The organism is Streptomyces sp. APSN-46.1, assembly GCF_022815725.1.
In the GTDB taxonomy this organism is placed as follows: domain Bacteria; phylum Actinomycetota; class Actinomycetes; order Streptomycetales; family Streptomycetaceae; genus Streptomyces.
This window is the reverse complement of sequence record NZ_JALGRF010000004.1, coordinates 267,454-282,783: the sequence shown is the minus strand read 5'-3', so window position 1 is coordinate 282,783 and position 15,330 is coordinate 267,454. Positions and strand designations below refer to the sequence as shown.

The 15,330-nt window shown below is 71.3% G+C and carries 14 protein-coding genes; 11 read left to right on the top strand and 3 right to left on the bottom strand.

What is annotated here, in order from left to right; genetic code table 11:
• The first annotated feature begins 60 nt into the window (after window positions 1-60).
• Entirely contained in the window at window positions 61-663 is a 603-nt protein-coding gene (locus tag MTF65_RS15655; RefSeq protein WP_243629301.1) for an ATP-binding protein, read from the top strand.
• Window positions 664-888: 225 nt separating this feature from the next.
• Window positions 889-1,863, top strand: a complete 975-nt coding sequence (locus tag MTF65_RS15650) for a DUF5926 family protein (RefSeq protein ID WP_243629300.1) — start codon at window positions 889-891, stop codon at window positions 1,861-1,863.
• A gap of 180 nt (window positions 1,864-2,043) precedes the next feature.
• On the opposite strand, the gene MTF65_RS15645 is transcribed toward MTF65_RS15650, so the two are convergent.
• Together MTF65_RS15645 and MTF65_RS15640 are read right to left on the bottom strand one after the other, a co-directional pair.
• Window positions 2,044-2,631, bottom strand: a complete 588-nt coding sequence (locus MTF65_RS15645) for a hypothetical protein (protein ID WP_243629299.1) — start codon at window positions 2,629-2,631, stop codon at window positions 2,044-2,046.
• Window positions 2,632-2,812: 181 nt separating this feature from the next.
• A complete protein-coding gene (locus tag MTF65_RS15640) occupies window positions 2,813-3,592 on the bottom strand; it encodes a bifunctional DNA primase/polymerase (RefSeq protein WP_243629298.1) in 780 nt (259 codons plus the stop codon).
• 524 nt (window positions 3,593-4,116) lie between these two features.
• Between MTF65_RS15640 and MTF65_RS15635 the strand changes: the two genes are divergently transcribed.
• The gene (locus MTF65_RS15635; protein ID WP_243629297.1) at window positions 4,117-5,544 is read left to right on the top strand and encodes a PP2C family protein-serine/threonine phosphatase; all 1,428 of its coding nucleotides are present in this window, start codon (window positions 4,117-4,119) and stop codon (window positions 5,542-5,544) included.
• Window positions 5,545-5,639: 95 nt separating this feature from the next.
• Window positions 5,640-7,106, top strand: a complete 1,467-nt coding sequence (locus MTF65_RS15630) for an aminopeptidase P family protein (protein ID WP_243629296.1) — start codon at window positions 5,640-5,642, stop codon at window positions 7,104-7,106.
• Window positions 7,107-7,238: 132 nt separating this feature from the next.
• On the opposite strand, the gene MTF65_RS15625 is transcribed toward MTF65_RS15630, so the two are convergent.
• On the bottom strand, window positions 7,239-7,721 hold the full coding sequence (locus MTF65_RS15625) for an ATP-binding protein (protein ID WP_243629295.1): 483 nt from the start codon (window positions 7,719-7,721) through the stop codon (window positions 7,239-7,241).
• 182 nt (window positions 7,722-7,903) lie between these two features.
• Here MTF65_RS15625 and MTF65_RS15620 point away from each other — a divergent pair, with 182 nt between their 5' ends.
• From MTF65_RS15620 to pheA, 7 genes are all read left to right on the top strand, one after another.
• Window positions 7,904-8,728: a hypothetical protein gene (locus MTF65_RS15620; RefSeq protein WP_243629294.1), complete on the top strand. Its 825-nt coding sequence runs from the start codon at window positions 7,904-7,906 to the stop codon at window positions 8,726-8,728.
• 110 nt (window positions 8,729-8,838) lie between these two features.
• On the top strand, window positions 8,839-9,570 hold the full coding sequence (locus tag MTF65_RS15615) for a YcnI family protein (protein ID WP_243629293.1): 732 nt from the start codon (window positions 8,839-8,841) through the stop codon (window positions 9,568-9,570).
• 54 nt (window positions 9,571-9,624) lie between these two features.
• A complete protein-coding gene (locus MTF65_RS15610; RefSeq protein WP_243629292.1) occupies window positions 9,625-10,275 on the top strand; it encodes an SCO family protein in 651 nt (216 codons plus the stop codon).
• Window positions 10,272-10,820, top strand: a complete 549-nt coding sequence (locus tag MTF65_RS15605; protein WP_243629291.1) for a copper chaperone PCu(A)C — start codon at window positions 10,272-10,274, stop codon at window positions 10,818-10,820. Before MTF65_RS15610 ends, MTF65_RS15605 begins: the two co-directional genes overlap by 4 nt.
• Window positions 10,821-10,842: 22 nt before the next feature.
• Window positions 10,843-12,771 (top strand): copper resistance protein CopC, encoded by a 1,929-nt coding sequence (locus MTF65_RS15600; protein WP_243629290.1) that lies wholly within the window; start codon window positions 10,843-10,845, stop codon window positions 12,769-12,771.
• 5 nt (window positions 12,772-12,776) lie between these two features.
• Window positions 12,777-14,075, top strand: coding sequence for an iron uptake transporter deferrochelatase/peroxidase subunit (gene efeB, locus MTF65_RS15595; protein ID WP_374207235.1), 1,299 nt, complete (start codon window positions 12,777-12,779; stop codon window positions 14,073-14,075).
• Window positions 14,076-14,117: 42 nt separating this feature from the next.
• Window positions 14,118-15,053 (top strand): prephenate dehydratase, encoded by a 936-nt coding sequence (gene pheA, locus MTF65_RS15590; protein WP_243629288.1) that lies wholly within the window; start codon window positions 14,118-14,120, stop codon window positions 15,051-15,053.
• The last annotated feature ends 277 nt before the right edge of the window (window positions 15,054-15,330 follow it).

Here is a 15,330-nt window from a genome sequence, read left to right as displayed (position 1 = left end):
CCGGGCCCGTACGTCACAGGGTGTGCCCCGGCGCATCCGCTCCGCGTCCACCGGTCATGAATGCGTCACAGCTCTCCACTTTGGCGGTTTCCGGTCCAGGCCATTGGGGCATCCAGACCTTGGCGTGGGGCTAAGGAGGTTCCGGGGGTGGCGTTGGTGGTGGCACAAGAGGTGCCCACGTCGTCGTGCATGGACGTGTCCCATGGTCCTGCGGGCGTGGGCGAAGCGAGACACCGCATGCGCGAGGAATTGCGTATCGGCGGAGTGTCCGAATCGGTCGTGGACGACGCCGTACTGATCCTTTCCGAACTGCTCAGCAACGCCTGCCGCCACGGCCGGCCGCTGGGCTCGCGTGAGATCGGAGACGGGGAGATACGCGCCGCCTGGCGCGTCGACAGAGCGGGGCGGCTGACGGTCGAGGTCACGGACGGAGGCGGTCCCACCCGCCCGGTCCCGGCCACGCCCTCGGTCACCGCGCGCGGCGGCCGGGGGCTGAACATCATCAGCGCCCTGGCCCTGGACTGGGGTGTCCGGGACGGTGCGGCGGGCGAGGTCACCGTGTGGGTGATTGTCGCGTGCGGGGCCCGGCACGATGATTTCGCTACGCGCGTTGCGCCTCCGGCGATCGACTTCAGCACCGCATTCGACGATCTGGATCCCTGAACACCGCATCACCCGTCAGAGGATCCCCGACAGCAGTACTGACATCAGTACCGACAGCAGCAGCGACAACAGCACCGACAGCAGTACCGGTCATCGGCACACGCGGCCGACCGGGAGCGCACGCCGACCGTGCTCCCGGCCGCACCCCACCGGTTCCGGCGGTACGAACGGCTAGGCTCGCGCCCAGACACAACGCCGTACCGCCGCAACCGGGAGACACCCACGATGGCCAAGAAGCGCCCCGCAGCGAAGACTGCAAAGCCGCAGCTCAACAACGGGGAGATCCCGGTGGTAGGCGCCCGCGAGCCCTGCCCCTGCGGATCCGGTCGCCGCTACAAGGCCTGTCACGGCGCCGCCGCCTCGCACGCCGTCACCGAGCACGTCCAGCGCCCGTTCGAGGGACTTCCCGGCGAGTGCGACTGGGTGGCGCTGCGCGAGCTGGTCCCTGCGGCCACCGTTCCACTCACCCTCAAGGGCGGTCTGCCCGAGGGCGTCCCCTCCGTCACGCTGGTGACCGTACTCCCCATGGCCTGGCCGGCGCTGCGCCGTGAGGACGGGTCCGTCCTCCTCGGCCTGCAGAACGACTCGACCACCGGGGACCTCTCCCGGGACATGGCCGACACCCTGGAACGCGCGCTCGCAGCGGAACCTGGAACTCCGATTCCGGCCCGCCGAGTTCCGGCCGAAGGTCCCCGACTTCAGGATCTCCTGGACACGAGCGGCGCTTTCGAGCCGGTTGTGCACACCGGCTTCGAATTCTGGATTCCGGAATCGGAGAGCGCCCAGAACGCCTCTCCGGAGATCGCCGCCTCGCTGGAGCGCGCCAACGCCGCGGCGATCCCGACCGTCAAGATGGCCGGCCTCGACGCGGCCTACTGGTGCGAGACCCCGGAGAAGAATCACCTGCGCTGGGTCATGCCGCACCCCGAGGAGAAGCTGCTCGACGCCCTCGCGCGACTGCACGCCGCAGGCACATCCTCCCTCGGCGAAGGCACCAAGCTCGTCGGTTCCTTCCGCGCGCACGGCCTGATGGTCCCCGTCTGGGACCTGCCCACCGGGGTCTCCGCCGACGACGTGGAGAAGCCCGCCGCGGAGTTCGCGGAACGGCTGGCCGCGGCCCTCGCCACGGACGCCCCGCTCTCCGTCGAGGAGCGCCGGGCACGCGGTGGCCTCACCAATCGCCAGGTCACGATCAGCTGACCTCCGTGCACCCGCGGGTCCGGTGACTGGGGTCACAACTCCCGCTAATCGCCTGCAAATCTATGTCTGAATATCAGAGATCGAATTTGCGAACAGGCGATCTCTTGTTACGGTTCTTGTAGCCCGGTCGCTGGTGCATCCCCCGTCGCCAGCGACCGGGCCTTCAATTTTCCACGGCGGTCAACCGTCTCCTGGTGCCGGTGAGTTGCTTCCGGACCGCAGCAGCAGCTTCCCTTCATCATCCGGAACTGCAAACTCCGCAACGGCCGTGTAGTCGTCCGGCAATCCCGCCGAAGCCTCCCTCGGCGTCTCGCACAGACCCGGCTCATCGCCCGAGTCGACCGCGCACAGGATCTGCACGGTACGCCCGGCCGGCCCCATCACCGTCAGTACGGCGTCCAGCGGATGCCCGCTGGTGTTGCGGTAGTAGCTGCGGCCCCAGGTCTGGCCCGCACCCACCAGCACGCACGTCTGCGCCTCCACGCCCTGCGGCGAGGAGAGTTCGGGCCCGCACCGGGAATCCGTACGGGGCTGCTCCGGCGGTCCGGGCGGCGCAGGCTCGGCGGGCCGGGCGGCCGACTGGGCCGGCCGCGCCTGATGTGGGGTACGCGAGTGGCCCGCGGGATCGGACAGTCCCAGCGAGGTGAGCAACCCGCCGCCCTTTCCGTCGCCCTGACCGGCGAAATCCGGCCCGGCGATCGCTCCCGCGAGCGGGAGCGACAAGATGACCAGCACACCGGCGCCGATACCGATCAAGCGGAGATTCATTCGCCGAAGATAGCGACGCGGGAATGGGGCTCGGAGATCCCCGCGCCCAATTCCCTTGGAAACTCGTCCCGCTGGCACCCGTACGAGTGATGCGTCGAGTGAGCCCGACGAACGAGCGCCCAGAGCCCCCGGAACGCCGAGAACGCCAGGAGCGCCCAGACGCCTGGAACACGCGGAACGCTCAGTACGCGAGCCGGCTCCCGCCGCCGGGCGCCCCGCTGCTCGCCTCGACCAGCGCGTGCACGACCTCCTCGACCTCCGGCAGCCAGAGGCTTCCGATGCCGTCGGCCGGCTCCCGCTCCCACCGCACCTGGCCGCCACCGGACGCGGCGGAGGGCGGCAGCAGCAGATAGCCGCCCTCGCCGTGGAAGCGCAGCGAGGAGGGCACATGGTCCTTGGCGTAGAGGAGTTCGCCGAGCCGCTCCAGCGAATACGGCGCCACCAGCAGCGACCACCGGGTCGGCGTCGCGACGATCGGACCGAGCCGCATGCCCTGCGCGTCCAGGCGTACGACGGCACGCGCCGCCGCGCCGGCCGGGAGGCTCACGGCGCACGGGGCAGCGCCACCGGTGGCCAGCAGTACGGGGGCCGAGGGGCGCCTCGTCCACCACCAGGCCACCATCCGGGCGTCAATGGTGGCCGCCAGGAGCCCCGGATCGAAGGGGTGCGCGCCGGGCACCACACAGTCGGGGTCCGGACAGGCGCACCGAGCACTGTCGCCCCCGGCGCGGCCGACCCCCGGCAGAACCGGCCACTGCCAGGTCGTGGCGCAGGTCAGCGCCGCGTCGAGAAGAGTCGAGGTACCGGCCGGAGTGCCGACTTCCGCTGAAGGCGTGCCCGAGGACGGAGCCGAGGGCAAGACCGAAGACAGGGCAGAGGACAGGGCAGAGGACAAGGCCGAGCGCAGGGATTGGCAGCGATTACGGAGCCGCTGGAGACGCCTTCCGAGGATCTCGCGCATGAGCGCTCGTTCCTTTCCGTTGAACGCCGAGGGCCACATCACACCATGTAAGCGGTGTTTCACTACACGTACACGTTTCGCGTCACTGTCCGCCTGAAGCAGGTTCACACGGTTCGTGCAGTTTTCTTACGGGTCCATGAAACGTCCGGCGGGGGCTGAGCGCGACCCGCAGCAGTACCCAGACCGGCTGCCGCCGCTTAGGACGACGGCCCGGGCCGGGCGGTTCCCAGCGGGTGCCGGACCGCGTCAACTGCCCCCGGGCACCAACGATTACGTACCCGGAGCGACTTCGACGCCCGCTCAGTCGATCGCAAAAACCGTCTGCTTCCGGCTTTTTCCGGCCAAGTTCTAGCCTTGGCTCGACAGTGAGTTGCCGTCCCACGGACACCAGGATTCCCACCTGGGCAATGCTGGACATCGCTCCTCGTGTGCGTGTAGATGTGGATTCATTGATGGCGGCGCAGCACGATCTGGGGGTTTGCGATGCTATATGGCGAATCACACCAGGTGGATAGGCGGACGCCATGAGCGCCCCGCATCTGCCGAAAGTGGCTGGAATCGATCCGGCCGTTACAGCGTCACCGCACACTGCGGCGCCCACGCCCGCACGCCCCGCCGCCACACCGGCCGCCCCGCCCCCTGCCGCCGGCACGCTCATCCAGGACCGGCTGGCGGGCATGGTCTCCGACCTCACCACCCTCAACGAGCTCACCGAGCGCCTTGCCCGCGCCGGCGACCTCGACTCCTCCCTCCATGAGTTCCTGCGCGCCGGAGCCGCACTCGTCGGCGCCCGCCGCGGCCTGATCGTCCTGGAGCCCTCCGACGGCCTCGGCCCCACCACCACCATCGGCCTGGGCCTCGGCCGCGCCGACCTCGGCCACATCGAGACCGTGCCGCGCAGTGCCACCTCGTACGGCCGCATCCTCGACGGACTCCCCGACGCCCAGGGCGGCTCCGAGGTGCTCCCCGAACCCGGCGCCGCGCCCGGCACCGGGGGGTACGGCGCTCCCGTCGACCCCCGCCACCGCGAGGTCGCCGCCCGTCTCGGCTACGCCGCCAGCTACGCGCTGCCGCTGACCGCCGAGGCCACCGGACGGCTCGGCGCGGCCGTCTGGCTCTACGACGAGCAGGCCGAGCCCAGCGAACGCCAGCGCGACCTCGTCGGCCTCTACGTCCGGCACGGCGCCGAGCACCTGGCCCGGATGGTGGAGGTCGAGCGCTCCCGCTCCCGGCTGGCCATCGTCGCCGAGGAATTGCTGCCCAGCCGGCTCCCGCGGATCGCCGGAGTCCAGCTCGCCGCCCGCCACCACACCGGCCCGCGCGGCGGCGGCGACTGGTACGACGCGCTGCCGCTGCCCGAGGGGGCACTGGGCCTGGCCGTCGGCTCCGTCACCGGGTCGGGCCCGAGCGCCGTCGCCGCGATGGGGCGGCTGCGGGCGTCGCTGCGCGCGTACGCCGTCATGGAGGGGGAGGACCCCGTCGCCGTCCTGTCCGACCTGGAGCTGCTGCTGCGCCTGACCGAGCCGGCGCGCTCGGCGACCGCCCTCTTCGCGTACTGCGAGCCGGCCCAGAGGAAGATCCTTCTGGCCGGCGCCGGGCACACGCCGCCGCTGCTCATCGGAGAGCGCCGCACCGAGTACGTGGAGACCTCGCTCTCCGCGCCGCTGGGGATGCTGGCCTGCTGGGAAGCGCCGAGCGTGGAGATCGAACCCGCACCTGGAGAAACGGTGCTGCTGTACACCGACGGGCTGCTGCGGCGTACCGGTGACCCCATGGACCGGGCGTACGCCCGGCTGCACGCGGCGGCCGCGGGGGTTCCCCGTAGCGCCCGCGACGACCCGGCCGCCCTCTGCGACCACGTCCTGCGCAATGTGCTCCCGGAGGGAGCCGCCGAGTCGGCGCGGGAGGACGCCGTCGAGGACATCGTGCTGCTCGCCGCCCGGTTTGACTGATGTATCACAGATCCATCGGGTATCTTCCGCTCGCGCCTACGATGGGTGGGTCCGCACCCGGACTTTGCCTTACCGTCGCAGCTTGAGGAGAAGACGTGGCTGACGAGCTCACCCCGGAGACCCTGGAAGAAGAGCAGCCCCAGGAGAAGCACAAGCAGCGCAAGAACACGCTGTACCCGGGCGTCAGCGACGAACTCGCGGACAACATGCGCACCGGCTGGGCCGACACCGAGCTGCACGGGCTGAAGCCCATCGCCCAGGCCGCGCACACGGCCACCCGCCGCGCCGCGCTGTCCGCGCGGTTCCCCGGCGAGCGCCTCGTCGTCCCCGCGGGCCGGCTCAAGACCCGCTCGAACGACTGCGAGTACCCGTTCCGCTCCTCGACCGAGTACGCGTACCTCACCGGCGACCAGACGGAGAACGGCGTGCTGGTCCTGGAGCCCTCGGGCACGAGCGGCCACACCGCCACCCTCTACCTGCTGCCGCGCTCCAACCGCGAGAACGGCGAGTTCTGGCTGTCCAACCAGGGCGAGCTGTGGGTCGGCCGCCGCCGCTCCCTCGCCGAGGCCGAGCAGCTCCTGGGCATCCCCGCCAAGGACGTCCGCGAACTCGCGGACGCCCTCGCCGCGGCCGAGGGCCCGGTCCGCGTGCTGCGCGGCCACGACGCGGTCATCGAGAAGGCGCTGACGGACAAGGTCACCGCCGAACGGGACGAGGAGCTGCGCGTCTTCCTCTCCGAGGCCCGTGCCGTGAAGGACCGGTTCGAGATCGGCGAGCTGCGCAAGGCCGTCGACTCCACCGTCCGCGGCTTCGAGGACGTCGTGAAGGTGCTCGACAAGGCCGAGGCCACCTCCGAGCGCTACATCGAGGGCACGTTCTTCCTGCGCGCCCGCGTCGAGGGCAACGACGTCGGCTACGGCTCCATCTGCGCCGCCGGCCCGAACGCCTGCACGCTGCACTGGGTACGCAACGACGGCGAGGTCCGCCCCGGCGACCTGCTGCTGCTCGACGCCGGTGTGGAAACCCGCGACCTCTACACCGCAGACGTCACGCGCACGCTGCCGATCAACGGCACGTACAGCGACATCCAGCGCAAGATCTACGACGCGGTGTACGAGGCCCAGGAAGCCGGCATCGCCGCCGTGCAGCCGGGTGCGAAGTTCCGCGACTTCCACGATGCCGCGCAGCGCGTGCTGGCCGAGAAGCTCGTGGAGTGGGGCCTGCTGGAGGGCCCGGTCGAGCGCGTCCTGGAGCTGAGCCTCCAGCGCCGCTGGACCCTGCACGGCACCGGCCACATGCTCGGCATGGACGTCCACGACTGCGCCGTCGCGCGGACCGAGGCGTACGTGGACGGGACGCTGCAGCCCGGCATGTGCCTCACCGTCGAGCCCGGGCTGTACTTCCAGACCGACGACCTGACCGTGCCCGAGGAGTACCGGGGCATCGGCGTCCGGATCGAGGACGACATCCTCGTCACCGAGGACGGCAACGAGAACCTGTCGGCCGGACTGCCGCGCGCGTCAGCAGAGGTCGAGGCGTGGATGGCGCGGCTCAAGGGCTGACCTTCCGCGCGGCTGGTGTTCCGCACGGCTGGTGGGCGGGTTCCCGTACGCGGGTCCCGCCCATCGGCATGTCCGGAGGCGCGCGGGCTGGTGTCCGGAGGCAGGCGGGCCGGTGTCCGGAGGCGCGCGCGGCTACGACACCTTGAGCAGCGCGCCCTCGCGCCACTTGAGGATCTTGTCGAAGCTGACCACCGCGCCCCGGCCCGGCCGGTTGCGGAACCGGACGTGATCGGCGAGTTCGGTGATGAGCCCCAGGCCCCGGCCGTGCTCTTTCTCCGAGGAACCGGCCGGCTCCGGTCTGCGCCCGGACACCGTCGAAGGCGGGAAACCCGGACCCGAGTCGGTCACCTCGATGCGGCAGCAGTCCCCGTCCAAGTACGCCGTGACGCGGTACGCCGCGCACGCCTCCGGGACCGGGTCCCCGTCGGGGCCGAGGCCGACCGACGGACCGCCGTGTTCCACCGCGTTCGCGCAGGCCTCGCTCAGCGCCACCGACAGTTCGAAGGAGATGTCCGGGTCCACCCCCGCGGTCTCCATCGCCCCCAGCAGCAACCGCCGGGCGAGCGGGACGCTCGCGGCTTCGCGCCGCAAGTGGAGAGACCACCAGATGCTCATACGGTTACCTATTGCCTCATGCGGTCAGCCGTAAGCCCCCGGCGGCCGCCACAGCCCTCATTCGGCCGATGTGACACTCCCGGGCGGCGGTGTATGACGTCCGACGCGGCCGGGAGGGACGCATCGGACGTTCCGGACCTGCCGTATGGGAAGCATCGGCGCAGTGCGATGATGGCCCGGCCATGACTGCCCCCCACACGACGCATGCCGGAGCGGGCCTCCGGATGATCCGGGCCGCGGTGTTCACCGCGGTCTGCGTCGTGCTGTCGGCGGCCGGCCACGCCATGGCCTCCTGCGCCACCGTGCCCTGGTGGGTGGTCGGCATCGCCTTCCTGGCCGTGTTCGCGGTCGCGGCCCCGCTCGCGGGCCGCCGCCACTCGCTGCCCGGAATCGCCGCCGGACTCACCGTCGGCCAGCTCGGGCTGCACGCGCTGTTCGGCCTCGGCCAGCACAGCGCCGCGGCCGCCCCTTCAGCCGGTGGCGCCACCGCCTCCTCCGACACCTCGCTGGCGGCCCTCGCCGCCCAGTTGGTCTGCGGAGGCAACTCCATTCCGCTCAGCCCGGCCGACGCCCGGCGGATCGTGGAGAGCGCCGGGCTGGATCCGGCCGCCATGGCCGGACAGACCGCCGCACAAGGCCACGCGGCCCACGCACACATGGCCCAGGCCACCGCGGCACCCGCGACCGGCCTGTTCAGCCCCGCCATGCTGCTCGGCCACCTGCTGGCCGCGCTCGCCGCCGGCTGGCTGCTCGGGCGCGGCGACGCCGCCCTGTTCCGGCTGGTCGAGCTGTCCCGGCTCTCCTCGGAGACCCACCCGGTACGTCCGCTGCGCGCCGCGCTGGCCTTCGTACGAGCCCTCGCGTCCGGACTTCCGAGCGCGCCGGACCGTACTCCGCGGGCCGCCCGGACCGCGGCGGCCCCGGCGGCCGCGACCGGCCGGGAGGCACTCCAGCACACGGTGATCAGGCGGGGGCCGCCCGCGGCGGCGTTCGCCCTCGCAGCCTGACGCGGCACCCCACTCCCAGGGACACCCAGAGGGAGCACCGGTGCCGCGCACTCCGCGCGCGCCCGTGCCCGGAGCCACCGTCATCCCTGCTTCTGTGGAGTGATTCCGCCATGAAGACCTCTCGCGTCTCCTTCGCCGCCGCCCTCGCCGCCGGTACCGTCCTCGTCCTCTCCGGCCCCGCCTTCGCGCACGTCAGCGTGCAGCCCGGCGACGCCGCCAAGGGCGGCTACGCAACGATCAACTTCAAGGTCCCGAACGAGCGCGACAACGCGTCGACCACGCAGCTGGAGGTCAACTTCCCGGTCGACCAGCCGCTCACGTCCGTCATGCCGCAGGACGTCCCGGGCTGGACCGTGAAGGTCGAGAAGACCAAGCTCGACAAGCCCCTCACCGTGCACGGCAAGCAGATCAACGAGGCCGTCACCAAGGTCACCTGGAGCGGCGGCAAGATCGAGGCCGGCAAGTTCCAGCAGTTCCCGGTCTCCGTCGGCAAGTTGCCCGAGGACGCCGACCAGATGGTCTTCAAGGCGATCCAGACGTACGACAACGACGAGGTCGTCCGCTGGATCGAAGAGCCCAAGGAGGGCGCCGCCGAACCGCAGAACCCGGCGCCCGTCCTGAAGCTGACCGCCGCCAAGGGCGGCGACCACCACGACGGTGGCGCCAAGAAGACGCACGAGGCCGACGGCGGCAAGAACGCCGACAAGGTCCACAAGGACGGTACGGAGAAGGCCGCCAAGGGCAGCTCCGACACGACCGCGCGTGCCCTCGGCATCGCCGGCATCGTCGTCGGGCTCGGCGGTATCGCCTTCGGCGTCGCCTCGCGCCGCCGCGCCTCCTGACCTGCCGTGCCCGTACAACAACCTCAGCATCCCCGATCCCAGGGACATCTCTCCATGCGCACCACACGTGTGACGGTCGCCGCCCTCGCGGCGGTGGCCGCCCTCACCCTCACGGCCTGCGGCGGTGAGCCGGTCAAGACCGACGCGGTCACGCAGATCAGCGGCCAGTCGAAGGCCGGCTCCGCGACCGTGCTCGACCGACCCTTCACCAAGCCGGACCTGGTCCTGACGGACACCACCGGCAAGCCCTGGAACCTGCGCGAGCAGACCAAGGGCAAGCCGACGCTCATCTACTTCGGCTACACCAACTGCCCCGACGTGTGCCCCCTGACGATGAGCAACATCGCCATCGCCAAGAAGGCGCTCCCGAAGGCCGATCAGGAGAAGCTCCAGGTCGTCTTCGTCACCACCGACCCCGAACGGGACACCCCCGACTCCCTCGGCGCGTGGCTCAGGTCCCAGGATCCGGCCTTCACCGGACTGACCGGGGACTTCGCCACCATCCAGGCCGCCGCGCGCAGTCTCGGCATCGGCATCGACCCCGCCGAGAAGGAGGCCGACGGCAGCGTCGTCTCCATGCACGGCGCGCAGGTCATCGCCTTCTCTCCCAAGACGGACGACGGATACGTCCTCTACGGCGAGAGCACCACCGTCGATGACTACGCCAAGGACCTGCCGAAGCTCGTCAAGGGAGAGAACCCGTGAACCGCCGCACCACCCGCACCATCGCCGCCGCCCTCTCCCTGACGGCAGCGCTCGCGATATCCGGCTGCTCCTCCAACTCGGGCTCGGGCTCGGGCTCGGACTCCGGCTCCGGCTCCGGCTCCGGCTCCGGCTCCAAGACCGAAGCGGCCAAGCCCGCGATGACGGTCACCGGCGCGTTCATGCCCGAGCCCGTCAACGACAAGATGGCCGGCGCGTTCATGGTCATCAAGAACGGCTCCAAGACGGCGGACAAGCTCGTCGCCCTCACCAGCCCGCTCTCGGACGATCTTCAGATCCACGAGACCAAGGACCTGAAGATGCGGCAGGTCCCGTCCATGGACGTGCCGGCCAACGGTGAGCTGAAGCTGGAGCGCGGCGGCAGCCACGTCATGTTCATGGGCCTCAAGAGCACCCCGAAGGTGGGCGACAAGGTCACCGTCGAGCTGCGCTTCGAGAAGGCCGACCCCGTCAAGGTCGAGCTGGACGTCAAGGCGCGGACGTACAACGGGAAGGCTCCAGCACACACCGATGGCACCGCCCACTGACGGACCGAGGGACTGACACGCCATGACGGCCACCGCCCCCGCCCCATCCACGGCCCGCACCCGGACCGCCGCACTCCTGCCGCGGCTCGCGCTGGTCCTCGCCGCCCTGTTGGCGACGCTGTTCACCGCGGCCTCCCCGGCCGCGGCGCACGCCGCACTGACCGCGAGCGACCCCAAGGAAGGGGCGGTGGTCGCCACGGCCCCCGCCCAGGTCACCCTCTCCTTCTCGGAGCAGGTCGCCATGGGCGGCGACTCCATCCGCGTCCTGGACCCCCGGGGCAAGCGCGTCGACACCGGCGAACTGCGCGACATGTGCAGTGGATCGACCATCCGCTACGGCACCGCCCTGCACTCCGGCCTGCCCAACGGCACCTACACCGTCGCCTGGCAGGCCGTCTCCGCCGACAGCCACCCGGTCTCCGGCGCCTTCACCTTCTCCATCGGCGCCCCTTCGGCCACCAGCGTCACCCTGCCCAGCCGTGAGGCGGGCGGCGGGCCCGTCGGCATCGCCTACGACATCGCCCGCTACGCCGCCTACGGAGGTTTCGCCGTCCTCGTCGGCGCCGCCGCCTTCGTGCTGCTGTGCTGGCGCCGGGGCGCGGCCGAGCGGCCCCTGCAAAAACTCGTCGTACGCGCCTGGGTCACCCTCACCTCCGCGACCCTCGCGATGCTGGTGCTGCGCAACCCGTACACCGGCTCGGGGAAATTCGCGGATGCCCTCGACCTCGCCGGGCTGAGGGCCGTGCTGGAGACGAAGACCGGCGCCTCCCTCGTCTCCCGGCTGCTGCTGCTCGGCGCCGCCGCCCTCTTCATCGCGGTCCTGTTCGGGGCCTACGCACGGAGCCAGAGCGGGGCCGGGCGGTCGGCGAAGGACACGAGCGACCTCGCCTTCGGCCTCGGGATCGGCGGGACCGTCGTCGCGGCGGGCATCGCCGCCACCTGGGCCCTCTCCGAGCACGCCTCCACCGGCATCCAGCCCGGCATCGCCATGCCCGTCGACATCCTGCACCTGCTGGCCGTCGCCACCTGGCTCGGCGGCCTCACCGCGCTGCTCGTCGCCCTCCACAAGGTCCCGGACATCGAGCGGGAAGCCGTCCAGCGCTTCTCCAGGGTCGCGTTCCTCAGCGTCCTGGTCCTCGCCGTCACCGGCGTCTACCAGTCCTGGCGCCAGGTCGGCAGCTGGTCCGCCCTCATCGGCACCAGCTACGGGCAGCTCCTGCTCATCAAGGTCGGCCTCGTCGCCGTCCTCGTCGCCATCGCCTACCTCTCCCGGAAGTGGACCACTCGGCTCGCCGCGTCCTCCGCCGGGAAGCCGGCCAAGGTCGTCGCCCAGCGCGATGTTTCACGTGAAACAGAGCCCGTGACCGTCCCCGCCGATCCCCAGCGCGCCGCCCAGCTCGCGCGGCAGCGCGCCGCCCGCGAGAGCGCCCGCGAGAAGCAGGTCCGCGACTCGGACTCCGATCGCGTGGGCCTGCGCCGCTCCGTCCTCGCCGAGGCCGGGGTCGCCGTCGTCCTGCTGGCCGTCACCACCGTCCTGACCAGTACCGAGCCCGGCCGCACCGCCGAGCTGGAGGCCGGCAGCGGATCCGCCGTCACGGCCGTTCCCGACCGAGCCGTCAAGATCAGCCTCCCCTTCGACACCGGCGGCCCGGCCGGCAAGGGAACCGTCCGGCTCGAACTCGACCCCGGCCGGGTCGGCGCCAATACCGTCCACCTGTGGGCGGACACTCCGGACGGCCAGCCCTTCGACCTCCCCGAGGTCAAGATCGCCTTCACCCTCCCCGCCAAGGACATCGGCCCCCTGCCGCTCGTCCCCGAACACTCCGCACCCGGCCACTGGACCGCGTCCGGCGTCCAGCTGCCGCTCGCCGGCGCATGGCGGATCGACGTGACCGTCCGCACCTCCGACATCGACCAGACGACCGTCCAGAAGAACGTGAAGATCGGCTGACCCGCGTGACCGAGACCAACGAGAGCAACGAGAACAACCCCGACATCGAGATCTCCCGGCGCCGGCTGCTGGGCACCGTCGGCGCCGCGGGCGCCGCCGGGCTCGCGCTCGGCGCCACGGGCGGCGCCCTCGTACAGTCCGCCGCACGGGGCGACTCGGGGACAGGCGGCACCACCGGCGGCGCCGGATCGCTCGCTTCCCTCGGCGCCACCCGGGTGGCCTTCGACGGAGACCACCAGTCCGGCATCACCACCCCGCTTCAGGCCAAGGGCCACGTGATGGCCTTCGACCTCGCTCCCGGCGCCGGCCGCAAGGAGGCCGCCGCACTGCTGCGGCGCTGGTCGGACACCGCCCGACGGCTCATGGCGGGCGAGACCGCCCCGACCGCCGACACCGGTATCGCCCTCGACGCCGGGCCGTCCTCGCTCACGGTCACCTTCGGCTTCGGTCATTCCTTCTTCGAACGCACCGGCCTCACCGACCGACGCCCCACCGCCCTGGACCCGCTGCCGGACTTCTCGTCCGACCGGCTCGACCCCCAGCGCAGCAACGGCGACCTGTGGGTCCAGATCGGCGCCGACGACGGGCTCGTCGCCTTCCACGCCCTGCGCTCCCTCCAGAAAGATGCCGGGGACGCCGCCCGCGTGCGGTGGCAGATGAACGGATTCAACCGGTCTCCCGGAGCCACCGGCGCCCCGATGACCGCCCGCAACCTGATGGGCCAGATCGACGGCACCGGCAACCCCAAGCCGTCGCAGCCCGACTTCGACAAGCGGATATTCGTCCCCGGCGCTGGACCCGGGCCCGCCGAGCACGCCTGGATGGGCGGCGGCTCGTACGCCGTCGTCCGCCGGATCCGCATGCTGCTCGACGACTGGGACAAGCAGTCCACCGCCCAGCAGGAGCAGGTCATCGGCCGTACGAAGGCCACCGGGGCACCCCTGACCGGAGGCACCGAGACCACCACGATGGACCTGGCCAAGATCGGAGCCGACGGCAAGCCCGTCATCCCCGCCAACGCCCACGCCCGGATCTCGGCCCCCGAGCAGAACGGCGGGGCCGCCATGCTCCGCCGCCCCTTCTCCTTCCACGACGGAATCGGAGCCGACGGCATCCCGGACGCCGGGCTCCTGTTCATCTGCTGGCAGGCCGACCCGCTGCGCGGCTTCGTCCCCGTCCAGCGCAAGCTCGACCGCGGCGACGCGCTGTCCGCGTTCGTCCGGCACGAGTCCAGCGGTCTGTACGCCGTGCCGCCCGGGCCGCGCGCCGGGGAGTACGTGGGGCAGCGGCTGCTCGAAGGGTGAACACGCCCTCGGCGGTCGGTGACCCGGCATTAGGCTGATCGCATGTCGGCCACCCGCTTCACCTATCTCGGTCCCGAGGGCACGTTCACCGAAGCCGCCCTTCGCACCCTCCCGGAAGCCGCCACGCGGGAGCTCGTCCCGATGGTGTCGGTCCCGGCCGCCCTGGACGCCGTACGCAACGGCGAGGCCGCCGCGGCGCTGGTACCCATCGAGAACTCGGTGGAGGGCGGCGTCACCGCCACCCTGGACGAGCTGGCGTCCGGCGAACCGCTGATGATCTACCGCGAGGTGCTGCTCCCCATCGCGTTCGCGCTGCTCGTGCGGCCCGGGACCAAGCTGTCGGACATCAAGACGGTCACCGGCCACCCGGTCGCGCAGCCGCAGGTGCGCAACTGGCTGCGGGCGAATCTGCCCGACGCGCTGTGGGAGTCGGCGGCCTCCAACGCCGATGGGGCCCGGCTGGTCCAGGAGGGCCGGTTCGACGCCGCCTTCGCGGGTGAGTTCGCCGCCGCCACCTACGGGCTGGAGCCGCTGGTCACCGAGATCCACGACGCGCAGAACGCCGAGACCCGGTTCGTGCTCGTCGGGCGCCCCGCCAGGCCGGCCGCGCCGACCGGCGCCGACAAGACCTCCGTGGTGCTGTGGCTCGGCGACGACCACCCCGGCGCGCTGCTGGAGCTGCTTCAGGAGTTCGCCGTGCGCGGGGTCAATCTGATGCTGATCCAGTCCCGGCCGACGGGTGCGGGCATCGGCAACTACTGCTTCGCCGTCGACGCGGAGGGCCACATCTCCGATCGCCGGGTGAGCGAGGCCCTGATGGGTCTCAAGCGGACCTGTCCGCAGGTCCGCTTCCTCGGTTCGTACCCTCGGGCCGGTGTCGCTGTGAGTGACGTGCGCGCCGCGCGGCCCGGTACGTCGGACCGCGATTTCACGGCCGCCTCGGACTGGCTGACGCGCTGCCTCGACGGCCGGGCTTAAAGCGGTCGTCCACTGTCCACAGAGTTATCCACAGGCCGGGATGCGGGCCTGGGGACAAGTCGACAGAGCGGCACGACAAGGTCGACAAATCGGTCGGGTGGCCCAGGTTTCGCGCTGGGGAGCGGAGGGTGAACGGCGTCACCCCCGTATCACCGCGCAACTCTTTGGGGCGAGGCATTCCCACCCGAATGAGTGTGTGAGGGCGGTTTGAACCCCGGTTCACCCCGACCGCCCGCCGGTGGGGAATGATCTAATGCCGTGTCCACAGATGCGGCAC